The following is a 15105-nucleotide window of genomic DNA, read 5'->3' on the forward strand; positions in this document are numbered from 1 at the left end:
GACCGAGGGGAGGGAAGGCACCCGTGGGCGAGAAGGTCGTGGCGACCCGGGCGGAACTGGCCGACCGGCAGCTGTACCGCCGCAAGCTCCAGTCCTGCCAGGACGTGCTGGGGCGGATGCTCAGGGAGGAACGGTTCGACCGCCCGAGAGCGATGATGGGCCTGGAGATCGAACTCAACCTGGCCGACGAGCGCGGACTCCCGGTGCTCGGCAACGAACAGGTCCTGGACGCGATCTCCTCCGCCGACTTCCAGACCGAGCTCGGCCGGTTCAACATCGAGGTCAACATCGCCCCGCGCCGGCTCGGCGGCCACGTCTTCGAGGACCTCCGCGAGGAACTCGACACCGGCCTGCGCTACGCCGACCGCCGGGCCGCCGCCGCGGGCGCCCGGATCGTGATGGTCGGCATCCTGCCGACCCTCGGCCTCGAGCACGCCGGGCTGGACGCGATGAGCCGCAACAACCGCTACACCCTGCTCAGCGACCAGATCCTGGCCGCCCGCGGCGAGGACATCGCCCTCGACATCGACGGCGTGGAACGCCTCGCCGTCGACTCGGTGTCGATGGTCGCCGAAGCCGCCGCCACCTCGCTGCAACTGCACCTCCAGGTCACCCCCGCCCGGTTCGCCTCGGTCTGGAACGCGGCCCAGTCGATCTGCGGCGCCCAGCTCGCGCTCGGCGCGAACTCCCCGTTCCTGTTCGGTCGCGAACTGTGGCGCGAGACCCGCCCGGTCCTCTTCCAACAGGCCTGCGACACCCGTTCGGCCGAGCTCAAGGCCCAGGGCGTGCGTCCCATCACCTGGTTCGGGGAGCGCTGGGTCGACTCCGCGCTCGACCTGTTCGCCGAGAACCTGCGCTACTTCCCGGCCCTGCTCCCGATCTGCGACGACGAGGACCCGGTCAAGGTGCTGGCCTCCGGCGGCGTCCCCCGGCTCGGCGAGATGCGCCTGCACAACGGCACCGTCTACCGCTGGAACCGCCCCGTGTACGACGTCGCCGACGGCGTCGCCCACCTGCGGGTGGAGAACCGCTGCCTGCCCGCCGGCCCCACCGTCGTCGACACTCTCGCCAACGCCGCCTTCTACTACGGCCTGGTCCGGGTGCTCGCCGAACAGCCCCGCCCGATCTGGACCAGGCTCCCCTTCGAACGGGCCGACCAGAACTTCCAGAACGGCGCCCGCCACGGCATCGACGCCGTCCAGTGGTGGCCCCGCAGCGGCCGCGGCGCCCGCGGCCTGGTCGAACTCCCGGCCACCGACCTGGTCCTGAACGAACTGCTCCCGCTCGCCCACCAGGGCCTGGACGAGTGGGGCATCGAACCCCGCGACCGCGACCGCTACCTCGGCATCATCGAACAACGCTGCCTCCGCCGCACCAACGGCGCCGCCTGGCAGGCCGCCACCGTCCACCGCCTGCGCGAACACCACAACCTCGACCCCAACGAGGCCATCGCCGCCATGACCCGCCGCTACATCGACTGCATGCGCACCGGCGAACCCGTCCACACCTGGCCCCTCGACTGACCCCCGGCCCCCGTCCCCCTCCCCCCGCTTGCGGCGTTTCACGGGAGCCTCATCTTCCTGTGAAAGGATGATCGGCCCGGGGCAGCAGCACGCCCCGGGCCGATCGTCCGCCCCCGGGAGACCCGTGACCACCGCCTCGGCCGAGCCCGCCACCACGCCCCAGACCCCCTCGCGCCGGCTGCTCGCCGCCGAACTGCTGATCGTCCTCGGCCTCTCCCTCGGCGCCAGCGGCATCAGCTCACTGATCAGCTTCGTCGGCTCGCTCACCGAACCCGCCGCGCTCGGCAGCCAGGTCGCCACCCTCAACGCCTCCCGCGCGCCCGGCCGCCCCTGGCTCGACCTCGCCTGGCAGCTCTACTACGTCGCCCGCGGCCTGATGCCCGTCGTCCTGGTCGGCTACCTGCTGGTCCGCGAGGGCGCCGCGCTGCGCGTCCTCGGCTTCGACCTGCGCCACAAGCTCTCCGACCTCGGCCGCGGCGCCGTGGTCGCCGCCTGCATCGGCGGCTCCGGCCTCGCCCTCTACCTCGGTGCCCAGGCGGCCGGCTTCAACCTCACCGTCGCCCCCTCCGGCCTGCCCGAGGTCTGGTGGCGGATCCCGGTCCTGGTCGCCTCCGCCTGGCAGAACGCCATCCTGGAGGAGGTCGTGGTGGTCGGCTACCTGCTGCGCCGCCTGCACCAGCTCGGCTGGAGCTGGCCCGCGACGATCGTCGCCAGCGCGGTGCTGCGCGGCTCGTACCACCTCTACCAGGGCGTCGGCGGCCTGGTCGGCAACATGGTGATGGGCGTGGTCTTCTGCCTGCTCTACCGCCGCTGGCAGCGGGTCGGCCCGCTGGTCGCCGCGCACGCCCTGATCGACACCACCGCCTTCGTCGGCTACGCCCTGCTGGCCGGCCACGTCAGCTGGCTGCCCTGACCCATCCGCGCCCGCCCCGCCGCCCACGACCTGACACCCCGTCACCGCACGGCGGTAGGGTGTCCCGGACGAGGACGGCTACGCGGAACGGGGGAGCGGCGGATGGACGGGGAACCGGACCGCAGCAGCGAACGGGTGCGCCGGATCTCGGACGCCCTGCACAAGCTCACCGGCCGCCCGCCGGTCGTCGACCGCACCCGCACCGGGGCCACCCGGCTCTCCGTCCGGGTGGTCGAACAGCCCGACCGCACCCAGACCCTGGCGGTGCTGCGCGTGCTCGGCCTCGGCGACCGCTTCGGCCACAGCGACAACGCCCGCTGGCCGCACATCTGGGTCGAGATCGCCGACCGCCCCGACCCGCCCCGGAACTGACCGCGCCCCGGTCCTCAGCAGGCCCACGGGTTCGGCCAGGCCCGCGACGGGGGCCGCCGCAGCAGCCGGTCCACGTGCTCGCGCTGCAGCCCCTGCGCCGGGTCGACCGGCAGCAGCAGCCGGTCCGCCCGCAGCACGCTGCGCCGCACCAGCCGCGGCGGGATGCAGTCGTCCACCCAGGCGAACGGGCGGCCCTGCGCGTGCCGCAGGATCGGCGCCCACTTGGTGGCCGAGAACAGCTCCATCAGCGGCACCCGCGGGTCGCCCGGCTGCGGCACGTACCCGCTGAACACCACCACCGGCAGCTCGGGCAGCCCGAGCAGCGGGGCGATGTGCTCGTTGGCCCGCTCCTCCCAAGTGGTGGCCCAGACGAGGGCGTAGTGGTCGGCCAGTTCGCGCAGCCAGTCGCCGTGGCGCGGTGACAGCAGCACGGAGTAGCCGAGCAGGGTGTGGGTGTCGAAGTCGCCGTCGGGGTGCGGGAACACCGGGTTCAGCACCCCGTCGACGTCGAGGTACAGCAGTGGCTTGCCCATCCGGGCCTCCCAGGGTCGCGGCCGGTTACCTGATCGGACGAGCCGGGACCCCGGGAGGTTGCAAGCTGTCAGCGACTGTCACCCGGAAGTGACGGGTTCCGGTTCGGGCACCCCGCCGACCGCCGCGGAAACCGCACGCTCCAACCGCCGCACCTCCGGCACCAGCAGCACCAGCCCGGCCAGCACCGCACAGATCAGCGCGCACCCCCACAGCGCCCCGGACAGCCCGAACGCCGACGCCGCCGGACCGGCCAGCGCGGTGCCCAGCGGCAGCAGCGCGAACGAGCCGAACGCGTCGTACGCCGACATCCGCGACAGCAGCTCCTCCGGGATCTCCTGCTGGAGCGTCACCATCCAGCCCACCACGAACACCGTGGTGCCCACGCCCGCCAGGAACATCGCCAGCGCCACCGGCACCAGCGGCAGGCCCAGCGCCAGCGCCAGCGGCGGCAGCCCGAACAGGCACACCCCGCCGTTGCCCACCAGCAGCAGCCGGCGCGGCTGCCAGCGCGTCATCAACGGGCCCGCCGCGACCATGCCGACGCTCAGCGCGGCCATCGCCGCACCCCACGCCCCGGCACCGCCCATCCGGTCCTCGGCGACCACCGGCCCGTACACCGCCTCCACCGCGAGCACGCAGGCGTTCATCATCCCGAACTGCACCACGATCGCCCACAGCCACCGCCGGGCCCGGAACTCCCGCCAGCCGACCCGCAGTTCGTGCACCAGCCCCGGCCCGCCGGCCTCCCGTCCGACGGCCACCTGCTCCAGCCCGACCCGCAGCGCCGCCGCCACGGCGAAACACGCCGCGTCCACCGCCAGCACCCACCCGGGCCCGATCACCGCGACCAGCACCCCGCCGAGCGCGGCGCCCGCGATCGACGCGCCGTTCATCGCCATCTTGAACACCGAGAACGCCTTCGCCGCGTGCTCGACCGGCACCGCCTGCAGGATCACCCCCTCCGCGGCCGGCGCGTAGAACGCCTGCCCGGCCCCGCCCGCCGCCGACAGCACCATCAACGCCCACAGACTCGGCTGCCCCAGCAGCACCAACGCCGCCAGCACCGCCTGCGAGACGGCGTTGAACACGTTCGCCCCGACCATCACCCAGTGCCGCGGCAACCGGTCCGCCACCGCCCCGCCCACCAGCAACAGCACCACCAACGGCACCGTCCGAGCCGCCGTCACGTACCCCACCTCGGCACTGCCCCACCCGGCCCCGAGTGCAACACCGCGAACGCCGTGGCAATCGGCGCAGCCGCATTGCCGAGCCCGCTCACCACCGTCGCCGCAGTCTGAATACGGTAATTACGCCCGGCCCAGGCCGAATCAAGGAACATCACCGCCCGACCATGACCCCACCCCACCCCCCTGTCCAGCGCTTTTCCCCACCACACCCGCCCCCACCCCACCCCATCCCCCCTCGCCGGAGGCGCCCCCCCGCACCCCCGCCGCAGGCGGCTCTCAGCCCAGGTGCCCCCACAGGAAGCTCACCGTGCGCCGCCAGGCGATCCCCTTTTCCCCTCCCCACCCCTCCCCGCCGGAGGCGCGCCCTGCACCCCCTGTCGGAGGCGGCTCAGCCCAGGTGCCCCCACAGGAAGCTCACCGTGCGCCGCCAGGCGATCCCCTTTTCCCCTCCCCACCCCTCCCCGCCGGAGGCGCGCCCTGCACCCCCTGTCGGAGGCGGCTCAGCCCAGGTGCCCCCACAGGAAGCTCACCGTGCGCCGCCAGGCGATCCCCTTTTCCCCTCCCCACCCCTCCCCGCCGGAGGCGCGCCCTGCACCCCCTGTCGGAGGCGGCTCAGCCCAGGTGCCCCCACAGGAAGCTCACCGTGCGCCGCCAGGCGATCTCGGCCTGCAGCGGGTCGTACGTGCTGGGCGTCTTCTCGTCGTTGAGGAAGGCGTGCCCGGCCGGGTAGAAGTGGATCTCGGGTCGGCGCCCGGTCGCCTCGCCGATGCGGATCGCGGCCTCGTCGACGGTCCCGACCGGCAGCGACGCGTCCCGTTCGCCGTAGTGGCCGAGGACGTGGGCGGTCAGGCCGGTGTAGGAGTGGTCCTGGTCCGGCAGCCCGTAGAAGGGGACGACCGCGGCGATCCGGTCGCCTTCCCGGGTGGCGAGGTGGAGGGCGAGGGCGCCGCCCATGCAGAGGCCGACGGCGCCGATCGCGTCGCCGACCGTCGCCGGGTGGTCGAGCAGGTGGTCGACGGCGGCGGAGAGTTGGGCGGCGGCCCGGTCCACCGGCAGGGCCCGCTTCATCTTCGCGGCCTCGGCCCGGTCGTGGGTGACGGTGCCGCCGTACAGGTCGGGGGCGAGCGCGACGAAGCCGGCCGCGGCGAAGCGGTCGGTGAGGTCGGCGACGTGCCGGGTGAGGCCCCACCACTCCTGGACGACCAGGACGCCGGGGCCGGTGCCGGCGGGCGGGAGGGCGAGGTAGCCGTGCAGGGTGCTTCCGGGGCCGGGGAAGCTGGTGTTCTGGCGGGCGGCGCCCATGGCCTCTCCGTCGGGACGGCCGCGTGCGGCAGCTCGCGGCGGGCAGCGGGGGTTCGACTGGCACTCCGGGCGCGGCGGGTGGCGGCCACCGGGGCCGCCACCCGCCGCGGGCGGTTCCGTCGGCGGGCCGACGGGGGTCGCTCAGCCCATCTCTTCCAGGGCCTTGCCCTTGGTCTCCTTGATGCAGAAGGCCACGAACGGGATGGACAGCAGGGCGAAGCAGGCGTAGATGACGTACGTCGCCGACAGGTTCCAGTCGGAGAGGTTGGGGAAGGTGACGGTGATCGCCCAGTTGGCGATCCACTGCGCGGAGGCGGCCACCGACAGGGCGAGCGCCCGGATCCGGTTGGGGAACATCTCGCCGAGCAGCACCCAGACCACCACGCCCCAGGAGAAGGCGAAGCAGAACACGAAGACGTGCGCGGCGACCAGCGCCGTGGTGGCGTACGCGTTGGCCAGGGTCGCGCTGTCGCCGGTGCCGTGCCGGAAGGAGAACGCCCAGGCGGCCAGGCCGAGCGCGACCGCCATGCCCGCGGAGCCGGCCAGGGCGAGCGGTTTGCGGCCGATCCGGTCGACCAGCAGCATGGCGACCACGGTGCCGACCACGTTGACGATCGAGGTGGAGAGCGAGATCAGCAGCGAGTTGGACTCGTCGATGCCGACCGACTGCCACAGGAACGACGAGTAGTAGAAGATCACGTTGATGCCGACGAACTGTTGGAACACCGAGGCGCCGATGCCGACCCAGACGATCGGCAGCAGCCCGAACCGCCCGCCGAGCAGGTCCTTGAGCCGCGGCTTGTGCTCGGTGTGCAGCACCCGCCGGATCTCGGCGAGCCGGGCGTCCAGGTCGACGTCCGAGCCCTCGACCTCGGCGAGCACCTTGCGGGCCTGCGCCTCGCGCCCGTCGCTGATCAGGTAGCGCGGCGACTCGGGGATGGACAGCGCCATCAGCCCGTAGACGAGGGCGGGCACGGTCTCCACGCCGAGCATCCACTGCCAGGCCTGGATGCCCGCCAGGTGGTTGGTGGACTCGCCGCCGGCGGCCTGGTTGAGCGCCCAGTTGGCGAGCTGCGAGACGGTGATGCCGAGCACGATCGCCATCTGCTGGAAGGAGGCCAGCCGGCCCCGGTACGCGGTCGGCGCGACCTCGGCGATGTAGGTGGGGGCGATCACCGAGGCGATGCCGATGGCGATGCCGCCGAGCACGCGCCACACCCCGAGCACCTCGATGCTGGGCGGGAACATCGACCCGACGCCGCTGATGGCGAACAGCGTCGCGGCCAGCAGCATGGTGCGCACCCGCCCGTAGTGGTCGGCGAGCCAGCCGGCCACCACCGCGCCGGCCGCCGAGCCGAGCAGGGCGATGGCGACCACGAACGCGGTCTCGCCGTTGCCCACCCCGAAGTGCTTCTGGATGCCGGTGACCGCGCCGTTGATCACCGCACTGTCGTAGCCGAACAGGAACCCGCCCATCGCGGCGGCGGCGGAGATGAACACCACATGGCCGAGGTGCTCGTCCCCGGCGGCGGATTGGGTAGCCAGCGGTCTCTCCCTACGTGACGATCCGTCCGGGTACGGGCGGAAATATCCAGAGGTAATTCGACCAGCGGCTACCCCGCCGCGCGCGTCCGACACGCCAGAACCGATGGACCGTCAGCCGGACGACCGGCCGGGGCGGTCCGTCCGTGCCGCCATCCGCCGCAGCAGCTGGGCCCGCGCCCCGGCGTCCTGCGGGTTCCCGGTGGCCGCGTGCCGCCCGGCCAGCCGCTCGGCGACCTCGCCCTGCAGCTCGACCGGCTTCTTGTCGTCGTACTTGAACTTGGCCCGCACCTTGCGCACCGTCAGCCGCAGTCCGCGCACGCCGGTCAGCTGCGCCCAGTACGCGTTGCCGGGCTCGACCCGGTCGGTGGGCCACTCGGGCTGGAAGTGCGCCAGCTGCCGGTTGAGGATCGCCGCCTTGCCCGCCGGGTCGTCGACCGGCTCGGCGGTGCAGGAGAACTGCACGGACGCGTAGTAGCTGGTCGGCGTGTACGGCGCGCCGCGCCAGCGGCCGGGGGCGAAGGCGTAGTCGTCGGTGACGGCCAGCGTCACGCGCGGGTCGGTGCGCACCGCCGCGAACAGCGGGTTGGGGGCGGCCAGGTGCAGCAGCACCTCGCCCGCGTCGGCGTCCAGCAGGAAGTGCGTGGGCACCAGGACGGGGCCCTCGGGCCCGTTGGCGGCCAGCGTCCCGAAGTCTCGCCCGGCCGCCAGCCACTGGCGCCACTCCGCCTCGGCGCCGCGGTCCCAGCCCCGGATCAGCACGCCAGCTCCCGGACGTTGCGCGGCGGTTCGACGTCGGTGTGCGGGGAGGGCAGCGGCGCGCCGTAGGCCGGGGCGACCGGCAGCACGCCCGCCCAGTACGGCAGGCCGAGGTCCTCCGGCTCGTCGTTGACGCCGCCGGTGCGGGTTTTGGCCGAGACCTGGTCCAGCTCCAGCCGGATCACCGCGGTGGCCGCCAGCTCCTTGGCGTTGCCCGGCCGGCACTCGGCGGAGCGGCCCGGCACCACCTGGTCGACGATCGCGTCCAGCGCCAGCCGCAGCTCCGCGGGGTCGGTGACCTGGTGGGCGGTGCCGTGCGCCACCACCGAGCGGTAGTTGACGGAGTGGTGGAAGGCGGACTTGGCCAGCACCAGCCCGTCCAGGTGCGTCACCGTCACGCACACCGGCAGCCCCCGCTCGCCCCGCGCCCCGTGCAGCGGCCGGCTGCCGGTGGAGCCGTGCAGGTACAGCCGGCGGCCGACCCGGGCGTACAGGGTGGGCAGCACCACCGGCGCGCCGTCCCGGACGAAGCCGAGGTGGCACAGGTACCCGGCGTCCAGGACCGCGTGCACCGCCTCCTCGTCCCAGGCGGCGCGCTCCTTGGAGCGGGTCGGGGTGGTGAGGTCGTCGCGGGTGTACGACCCGCCGGGGCTGTCCGACATGACAACTCCTCTGTACTAGTGCATAATCTTCTTTGTGCTAGGAGAGTATCGGATCACCGGGCGGCGGGCCAACGAGATTGCCGCCGACGTCGAACGCGCCGTCGCCGCAGGTCAGTTGGCCCCGGGCGGCGCGCTGCCCCCGCTGCGCGAGCTGGCCGGCGAGCTCGGCGTGAACCCCAACACCGTCGCCGCCGCCTACCGCCTGCTGCGCGAGCGCGGCGTCATCGAGACCGCCGGGCGGCGCGGCAGCCGGATCCGCCCCCGCCCCGCCACCACCCCCCGCGACCAGGCCCGGCTGCCCGTCCCGCCCGGAGCCCGCGACCTGTCGGACGGCAACCCCGACCCGGCCCTGCTGCCCCCGCTCGGCCCCGCCCTGGCCGCCGCGGCCGCCGGGCCCACCGTCCTGTACGGAGACCCGGTCGCCGAGCCCGAACTGCTCGCCCGGTGCCGCGCCGAGTTCCGCGCCGACGGCGTCCCCGACGGCGAACTCGCCGTCTGCTCCGGCGCGTTGGACACCATCGCCCGAGTGCTCTCGGCCCACCTGCGCCCCGGCGACACCGTCGCCGTCGAGGACCCGGGCTGGGGCAGCCTGCTCGACCTGCTGCCCGCCCTCGGCCTGCGCACCGCCCCCGTCCCGGTCGACGACCAGGGCCCGCTGCCCGGCCCGGTCGCCGCCGCCCTCGACCACGGCGCCCGCGCCCTGATCGTCACCAGCCGCGCCCAGAACCCCACCGGCGCCGCCCTCACCCCCGCCCGCGCCGCCGAACTGCGCGCCGTCCTGGCCGAGCGCCCCACCACCGTCCTGATCGAGGACGACCACGGCCACGACCTGATCGACCAGCCCTTCCACTCGCTGGCCGCCGGCACCGTCACGCACTGGACGCTGGTCCGCTCCGCCTCCAAGGCGCTCGCCCCCGACCTGCGGGTCGCCGTCAGCACCGGCAACGCCGACACCGTCGCCCGCGTCCTGGGCCGCCAGCGCCTGGACGCCGGCTGGGTCAGCCACCTGCTGCAGCGCGCCGTCCTCGCCCTGCGCCGCGACCCGCCCGACCCCGCCCCCGTCTACCGGGCCCGCCGCGAGGCCCTGCTCACCGCCCTGGCCGCCCACGGCATCCGCGCCCACGGCGTCAGCGGCCTCAACGTCTGGGTCCCCGTCCCCGACGAGACCGCCACCGCCGCCGCCCTGCTCCAACGCGGCTGGGTCACCGCCCCCGGCTCCCGCTTCCGCCTCGCCTCCCCGCCCGGCCTGCGGATCACCGTCTCCACCCTCACCCCGGCCGAGGCCACCACCCTCGCCGCCGACCTCGCCGCCGCCCTCTCCACCACCCCCACCACCGACTCCCGCCTCACCTGACCCCCGTGCCGATCCACCTGACCCGCCTCCGCCCCGGCCACCCGTACCCCCTCCAGCGACTGTCATGTCCGCAAGGAATAGCGGGCGGCCCGTCCCGGTTGCAGCAGGACGCAGTGACCAGACGACCGGGAAGGATCCCGCCATGCGCGTCCGAAACTCGCTCCGCTCCCTGAAGGCCAAGCCCGGCGCGCAGGTGGTCCGCCGGCGCGGGCGCACCTTCGTGATCAACCGGAAGGACCCGCGCTTCAAGGCCCGCCAGGGCTGAACGCGGAGCGAGGCCCCGCCCGGACGTCCCCGGGCGGGGCCTTCGCGTGCACCGCCGGGCCTCAGCCCTTGGCCAGCAGCGCCTGCGCGTGCTCGCGCACCTCGTCGCGCGACAGGTACGCGTCGGTGTACTCGAAGTCCCGCAGCCGGGCGGGCTGGCGGGCCAGGAAGCCGGTGCGGACGAAGTCGTCGCCCGCGGTGGCGTTCAGCAGCCAGTTCGCCGCCGTGCGGTACTTCGCGGTGTTGGTGCGCATCGCCATCACGTGGTAGCCGCGGGCCACCGCCTGGGCGGGCGCGCCGTGCAGCTCCACGCCCAGGGGCTTGGACACCGCGTCCTTGCCGCCGAGGTCGACGACCAGCCCGAGGTCCTTGTGGAAGTACGGCTGCAGCGGCTGGTTGCGCAGCGCCGCGACCAGGTTCTCGGCGACCCGCTTGCCCTGCCGGGCCGAGTGCTGCGCGGTCGGCGGGCACACCGCCCCGTCGCCCTTGGCCAGGTCCGGCACCGCCGCCGCGTCGCCGAGCGCGAACACGCCCTCGAACTGCGGGACCCGCATCTCCGCGGTCACCGCGAGCCGCCCGCGCACCGTCTCCGCGTCCAGCGTGCCGACCAGCGGGGAGGCGGCCACGCCGGCCGTCCAGATCAGGGTCCGGCAGGGCAGGGTGCGCCCGTCGGTGAACTTGACCGTCTCCGGGCCGACTTCGGCGATCGACACGCCCAGCGACACGTCCACGCCGCGCCGGCGCAGGATCTCCATCGCCGTGACGCCCAGCTTGTCGCCGAGCTCGGGCATCAGCTTCGGGGCGATGTCGATCAGGTGCCACTTGATCAGGTGCGGGTCCAGCCGCGGGTAGCGCCGGATCGCCGCCGTGGTCAGCCGCTGCAGGCAGGCCGCCGTCTCGGTGCCCGCGTACCCGCCGCCGACCACCACGAACTGCAGCCGGGAGGCCCGCTCGTTCTCGTCCATCGACGCGGACGCCAGGTCGAGTTGGGCGATCACGTGGTCGCGGATGTAGGTGGCCTCGGCGAGCGTCTTCATGCCGCGCGCGTAGTCCGGCAGGCCGGGGATGTCGAAGGTCCGGGTGACGCTGCCCGGCGCGAGCACCAGGTAGTCGTACTTCACCGCGACCACCTCGTCGGTGATCTTGCGGACCACGGCGACCTTCGACCGCGGATCGATGCCGATCGCCCCGCCCGGCACGATGTGGGTGCGCCGCAGCGAGCGCCGCAGCGAGATCGCCACCGACTGCGGGGTCAGCACCCCGGCCGCGACGTGCGGCAGCAGCGGCAGGTACAGCTGGTACGAGAACGGCGTGACCAGGGAGATCTCCGCCTCGGAGGGGGCGAGCTTGCGCTCCAGGCGGCGCGCGCACTCGAGTCCGGCGAAGCCGCCGCCGACGATCAGGATCCGAGGTCGTTCCATCTTCATCCCCTACTGTGTGCAGGTCCGTGAGTGGCAAGGACGACTGTTGGCCACACTCGCACGGGGTAACGGCGGGTGCATCTCCAACGGCTGCCGGACGCCTGCCCGGCGGGCGCGCGACCATGCCCCCGCCGGGGCCGCTAGGCTGTCCGGATGCTCTCCGAGGTGACGGCCGTCCGCTACGCGACGCCGCTGCGCGAAGGCGGTTCGATGCCCGGCCTCATCGAGGCCGACGACCGCCGCCTGTACGTCCTGAAGTGGGTCGGCGCGGCCCAGGGCCGCAAGGCGCTGGTGGCCGAGGTGCTGGCCGGCGAGCTCGGCCGCCGGCTCGGCCTGCCGGTGCCCGAACTCGCCCTGGTCGACCTGGACCCGGTGCTCGCCCGCAGCGAGCCCGAGGTGCAGATCCAGGACCAGATGCGGGCCAGCGGCGGCACCAACCTCGGCATGGCGTACGTCTCCGGGGCGCTGAACTTCGACCCGCTGTGCTTCGAGGTCGAGGACGCCTTCGCCGCCCGGGTGCTCTGGTTCGACGCCCTGATCGGCAACGTCGACCGCTCCTGGCGCAACCCCAACCTGCTGGTCGCGGCCGGCGGCCTGCGGCTGATCGACCACGGCGCCAGCCTGATCTTCCACCACAGCTGGCCGGGCGCCGAGAAGTGGCGCCGCAAGCCCTACGACGCCTCCGACCACGCGCTGCGGCACGCCGCCGCCCACCTGCCCGCCGTCGACGCCGAACTCGCCGCGCTCGCCGAGCGGGCGCTGCCCGCCGCGGTCGCCGCCGTCCCCGACGTCTGGCTGGCCGACGAACCCGGTTTCGCCACCCCCGCGGACGTCCGCGCCGCGTACACCGAACAACTCACCGCCCGCCTCGCCGGGCCCCGCGACTGGCTCCCGGAGGTGGCGTCCTGATGGAGGACCGGCCCGCCCACGACTACGAGTACGCGCTGATCCGGGCGGTGCCCCGGGTCGAGCGCGGCGAGTGCGTCAACATCGGGGTGCTGCTGTACTGCCGGGGCGCCGAGTACCTGGGCGCCCGCACCCACCTCGACCAGGGCCGGCTGCTCGCCCTGGACGCGCTGGCCGACGTCGCCGGGGTGCGGCGGGCGCTGCGCGGCATCGAGGCGGTCTGCGCGGGCGGCGAGGCCGCCGGGCCGGCCGCCCGGGACACCGCCGGGCAGCGCTTCCGCTGGCTGACCGCCCCGCGCAGCGCCGTCGTCCAGCCCGGCCCCGTGCACACCGGGCTGACCAGCGACCCGGCCGCGGAACTGCACCACCTGTTCGACCGTCTGGTGCTCTGAGGGCGGCACGTGCTCCGAGGGCGGCACGGCGTCCACCGGCCGTCCACGGGATCCGCAAACTACTTGCCAGACTCAATACTGGAGTCACTGAAACGAATGGGCGTACCCTGACCGCCATGGGCAGCACCACAGGCACCGGCGCCACCGGCACCGCACCCTCCACCACCGAGCTGATGGAACAGATCGCGGCCGTCGGCACCGCCTACTTCCAGGACTACGCCGTCGCCGCGGCCCGCCACGGCCTCAACTCCTCGCAGGCCAAGGCGCTCAAGGCGGTCCTCGAACCCGTCCCGATGCGCGCCCTGGCCGGCCGCCTCGGCTGCGACGCCTCCAACGTCACCGGCATCGTCGACCGCCTCGAGGCGCTCGGCTATGCCCGCCGCGAGGCCGCCGCCGCCGACCGCCGGGTCAAGATCGTCACCATCACCGACCAGGGCAGCGAGGTGCTCGGCCGGATCCGCGACGACATGACCCGCGCCCGCGCCGCCTTCGACAGCCTCGACCCCGACCAGCGCACCGCCCTGGCCGGCCTCTGTGACCAGGTCCTGCCGCTGCTGCTGCGCCCCTGCACCCCGCCCCCGCAGTGACTGTCGGTGGCGTGCCGTACGCTCACCGGATGCACCAGGACCAGGGCAACGGATGGACCGCCACCGGGCTGCACTGGCGGGACGGCGCGCCCCGCCTCACCGCCACCGACGGCCGCGAGCGCCACGACCGGCCGCTCACCGACGGCCTGGCCGTCGCCTGGCGGATCGCCGGCCCCCGCCGCTGCACCGGCGCGCACACCGAGCGCGGCCACCGGCCCTGCCCGCACCGCGCCGAGGTCGCCCCCGAGGGCACCACCAGCCAGTGCCCGAGCTGCCAGAACGCCGACCGCGGCCTCCAGCTCGCCCGGGACCGCATCCTCGACGACGGCCGCGACTACCGGCTCTACCTCGCCTGGTTCGCCCCCGGCCTGCTCAAGGTCGGCCTCACCGCCGAGGAGCGCGGCACCGTCCGCCTGCTCGAACAGGCCGCCCTCACCTGGACGTTCGTCGCCCGCGGCCCGCTCCCGGCCGTCCGCCGGGCCGAACTCGCCGTCGCGCACGCCAAACTGGCCCGCGAGCGGATCCCCGCCGCCGCCAAGTACCCGGCCTGGTGGAGCCTGCCCGCCCCCGCGCAGCGGCACGACGCGCTCACGGCCGCCCGCACCCGCGTCCACCGGCTGCTCGCCGAGCCCGGCCGCGGGCCCGAACGGCTGGAACTGCTCGCCGACCACCCCGTGGTCGACCAGGTCGAGCTCTACGGCCTCGGCGACGGCGCCCCCGACCACTACCAGCAGGTCAAGGCGCTCACCGACGGCGCCCGGCTGGCCGGCCGGCTGCGCCGCCCGATCGGCGGCCACCTCTTCCTCGACCGGCCCGACGGCCCCCCGCTGCTGCTCGACACCCGCCTGCTCACCGGCTGGACGCTGCACGCCGCACCCGACGCCGACGGCTGCGAGGGCCTGGCCCTGCTCCCCAGGACCCGCCCCGCCGCCGAACAGGACGCCCTGTTCTGAGCCGGCCGCCCGCCGCCCCGAAGGTCAGCCCTTCTTCCGGGCCTCCTGCTTCTGCCGCGCCCCGACCGCCGCCAGCGCCATGTCCTGCGCCTGCGACTTCAGGTTCTTGTAGCCGTACCCGCGGTCCGTCAGCCACAGCTCCGCCGCCGTCTCGGCCCGCACCGACGCCGCCACCACGTCCTCCTCCGCCTCCCCGTGCTCGAGGAAGCGGAAGGTGAAGAACGGGCGCGCCGACAGGTCGTACGTCAGGTGCCCCTCCTCGGTGAACTCCGCCCGCAGCACGTCGTGTTCGGCGGCCGCGGCCTGCAACTCGGCCCGCTGCTCGTCCGTCAGGGCGTCGAAGGAGCCGCGGACCGTGATCCGGAAGGTGCGCTTGGTCATGCCCGGACCCTAACCCGCCGGGCCCGCCGCGCTCATCCCGGTTTCCGGACGCG

General features: G+C 74.3%; 17 protein-coding genes. 9 read left to right on the forward strand and 8 right to left on the reverse strand.

Going from position 1 to position 15105, the window contains the following annotated elements; translation table 11 throughout:
- The first annotated feature begins 23 nt into the window (after positions 1-23).
- The 3 genes from EDD39_RS38260 (at position 24) to EDD39_RS38270 (ending at position 2808) form a co-directional block, all read left to right on the forward strand.
- Positions 24-1523, forward strand: coding sequence for a glutamate-cysteine ligase family protein (locus tag EDD39_RS38260; RefSeq protein WP_123564232.1), 1500 nt, complete (start codon positions 24-26; stop codon positions 1521-1523).
- 124 nt (positions 1524-1647) lie between these two features.
- Complete coding sequence (locus tag EDD39_RS38265) at positions 1648-2436, forward strand: CPBP family intramembrane glutamic endopeptidase (protein ID WP_123564233.1); 789 nt, start codon at positions 1648-1650, stop codon at positions 2434-2436.
- Positions 2437-2538: 102 nt separating this feature from the next.
- Positions 2539-2808: a hypothetical protein gene (locus tag EDD39_RS38270; RefSeq protein ID WP_123564234.1), complete on the forward strand. Its 270-nt coding sequence runs from the start codon at positions 2539-2541 to the stop codon at positions 2806-2808.
- A gap of 14 nt (positions 2809-2822) precedes the next feature.
- Here the strand turns inward: EDD39_RS38270 and EDD39_RS38275 are convergent, their stop codons facing one another.
- From EDD39_RS38275 to EDD39_RS38300, 6 genes are all read right to left on the reverse strand, one after another.
- Positions 2823-3341 carry an HAD domain-containing protein gene (locus tag EDD39_RS38275; RefSeq protein WP_123564235.1) on the reverse strand — a complete coding sequence of 173 codons (519 nt, stop codon included), beginning with the start codon at positions 3339-3341 and terminating at the stop codon, positions 2823-2825.
- A gap of 78 nt (positions 3342-3419) precedes the next feature.
- Entirely contained in the window at positions 3420-4529 is a 1110-nt protein-coding gene (locus EDD39_RS38280) for an MFS transporter (RefSeq protein ID WP_244257534.1), read from the reverse strand.
- Between the two features lie 612 nt (positions 4530-5141).
- Positions 5142-5831 (reverse strand): dienelactone hydrolase family protein, encoded by a 690-nt coding sequence (locus EDD39_RS38285; RefSeq protein ID WP_123564236.1) that lies wholly within the window; start codon positions 5829-5831, stop codon positions 5142-5144.
- A 141-nt stretch (positions 5832-5972) separates the two neighbouring features.
- Positions 5973-7334, reverse strand: a complete 1362-nt coding sequence (locus tag EDD39_RS38290; RefSeq protein ID WP_425269818.1) for a sugar porter family MFS transporter — start codon at positions 7332-7334, stop codon at positions 5973-5975.
- A 153-nt stretch (positions 7335-7487) separates the two neighbouring features.
- The gene (locus EDD39_RS38295; RefSeq protein ID WP_123564237.1) at positions 7488-8135 is read right to left on the reverse strand and encodes an FMN-binding negative transcriptional regulator; all 648 of its coding nucleotides are present in this window, start codon (positions 8133-8135) and stop codon (positions 7488-7490) included.
- Positions 8129-8794 carry a pyridoxamine 5'-phosphate oxidase family protein gene (locus tag EDD39_RS38300; protein ID WP_123564238.1) on the reverse strand — a complete coding sequence of 222 codons (666 nt, stop codon included), beginning with the start codon at positions 8792-8794 and terminating at the stop codon, positions 8129-8131. The genes EDD39_RS38295 and EDD39_RS38300 overlap by 7 nt, the downstream gene beginning before the upstream one ends.
- Before the next feature lie 34 nt (positions 8795-8828).
- Between EDD39_RS38300 and EDD39_RS38305 the strand changes: the two genes are divergently transcribed.
- Entirely contained in the window at positions 8829-10148 is a 1320-nt protein-coding gene (locus EDD39_RS38305; protein ID WP_123564239.1) for an aminotransferase class I/II-fold pyridoxal phosphate-dependent enzyme, read from the forward strand.
- 142 nt (positions 10149-10290) lie between these two features.
- The gene (ykgO, locus tag EDD39_RS40105; protein ID WP_030918741.1) at positions 10291-10413 is read left to right on the forward strand and encodes a type B 50S ribosomal protein L36; all 123 of its coding nucleotides are present in this window, start codon (positions 10291-10293) and stop codon (positions 10411-10413) included.
- 61 nt (positions 10414-10474) lie between these two features.
- Here ykgO and EDD39_RS38315 read toward each other — a convergent pair whose 3' ends face one another.
- Complete coding sequence (locus EDD39_RS38315) at positions 10475-11833, reverse strand: NAD(P)/FAD-dependent oxidoreductase (protein WP_123564325.1); 1359 nt, start codon at positions 11831-11833, stop codon at positions 10475-10477.
- 153 nt (positions 11834-11986) lie between these two features.
- Here EDD39_RS38315 and EDD39_RS38320 point away from each other — a divergent pair, with 153 nt between their 5' ends.
- The 4 genes from EDD39_RS38320 to EDD39_RS38335 all read left to right on the forward strand — a co-directional run bounded on the left by EDD39_RS38320 (position 11987) and on the right by EDD39_RS38335 (position 14671).
- Complete coding sequence (locus EDD39_RS38320; RefSeq protein WP_123564241.1) at positions 11987-12742, forward strand: HipA family kinase; 756 nt, start codon at positions 11987-11989, stop codon at positions 12740-12742.
- Positions 12742-13131 carry a DUF3037 domain-containing protein gene (locus tag EDD39_RS38325; RefSeq protein WP_123564242.1) on the forward strand — a complete coding sequence of 130 codons (390 nt, stop codon included), beginning with the start codon at positions 12742-12744 and terminating at the stop codon, positions 13129-13131. Before EDD39_RS38320 ends, EDD39_RS38325 begins: the two co-directional genes overlap by 1 nt.
- A gap of 116 nt (positions 13132-13247) precedes the next feature.
- Entirely contained in the window at positions 13248-13718 is a 471-nt protein-coding gene (locus tag EDD39_RS38330; protein ID WP_123564243.1) for a MarR family winged helix-turn-helix transcriptional regulator, read from the forward strand.
- A 29-nt stretch (positions 13719-13747) separates the two neighbouring features.
- Positions 13748-14671 (forward strand): DUF2797 domain-containing protein, encoded by a 924-nt coding sequence (locus tag EDD39_RS38335; protein WP_123564244.1) that lies wholly within the window; start codon positions 13748-13750, stop codon positions 14669-14671.
- Between the two features lie 24 nt (positions 14672-14695).
- Here EDD39_RS38335 and EDD39_RS38340 read toward each other — a convergent pair whose 3' ends face one another.
- Positions 14696-15052 (reverse strand): DUF6204 family protein, encoded by a 357-nt coding sequence (locus EDD39_RS38340; RefSeq protein ID WP_123564245.1) that lies wholly within the window; start codon positions 15050-15052, stop codon positions 14696-14698.
- Positions 15053-15105: the final 53 nt, after the last annotated feature.

Source organism: Kitasatospora cineracea (genome assembly GCF_003751605.1).
Taxonomy (GTDB): Bacteria; Actinomycetota; Actinomycetes; order Streptomycetales; family Streptomycetaceae; genus Kitasatospora; species Kitasatospora cineracea.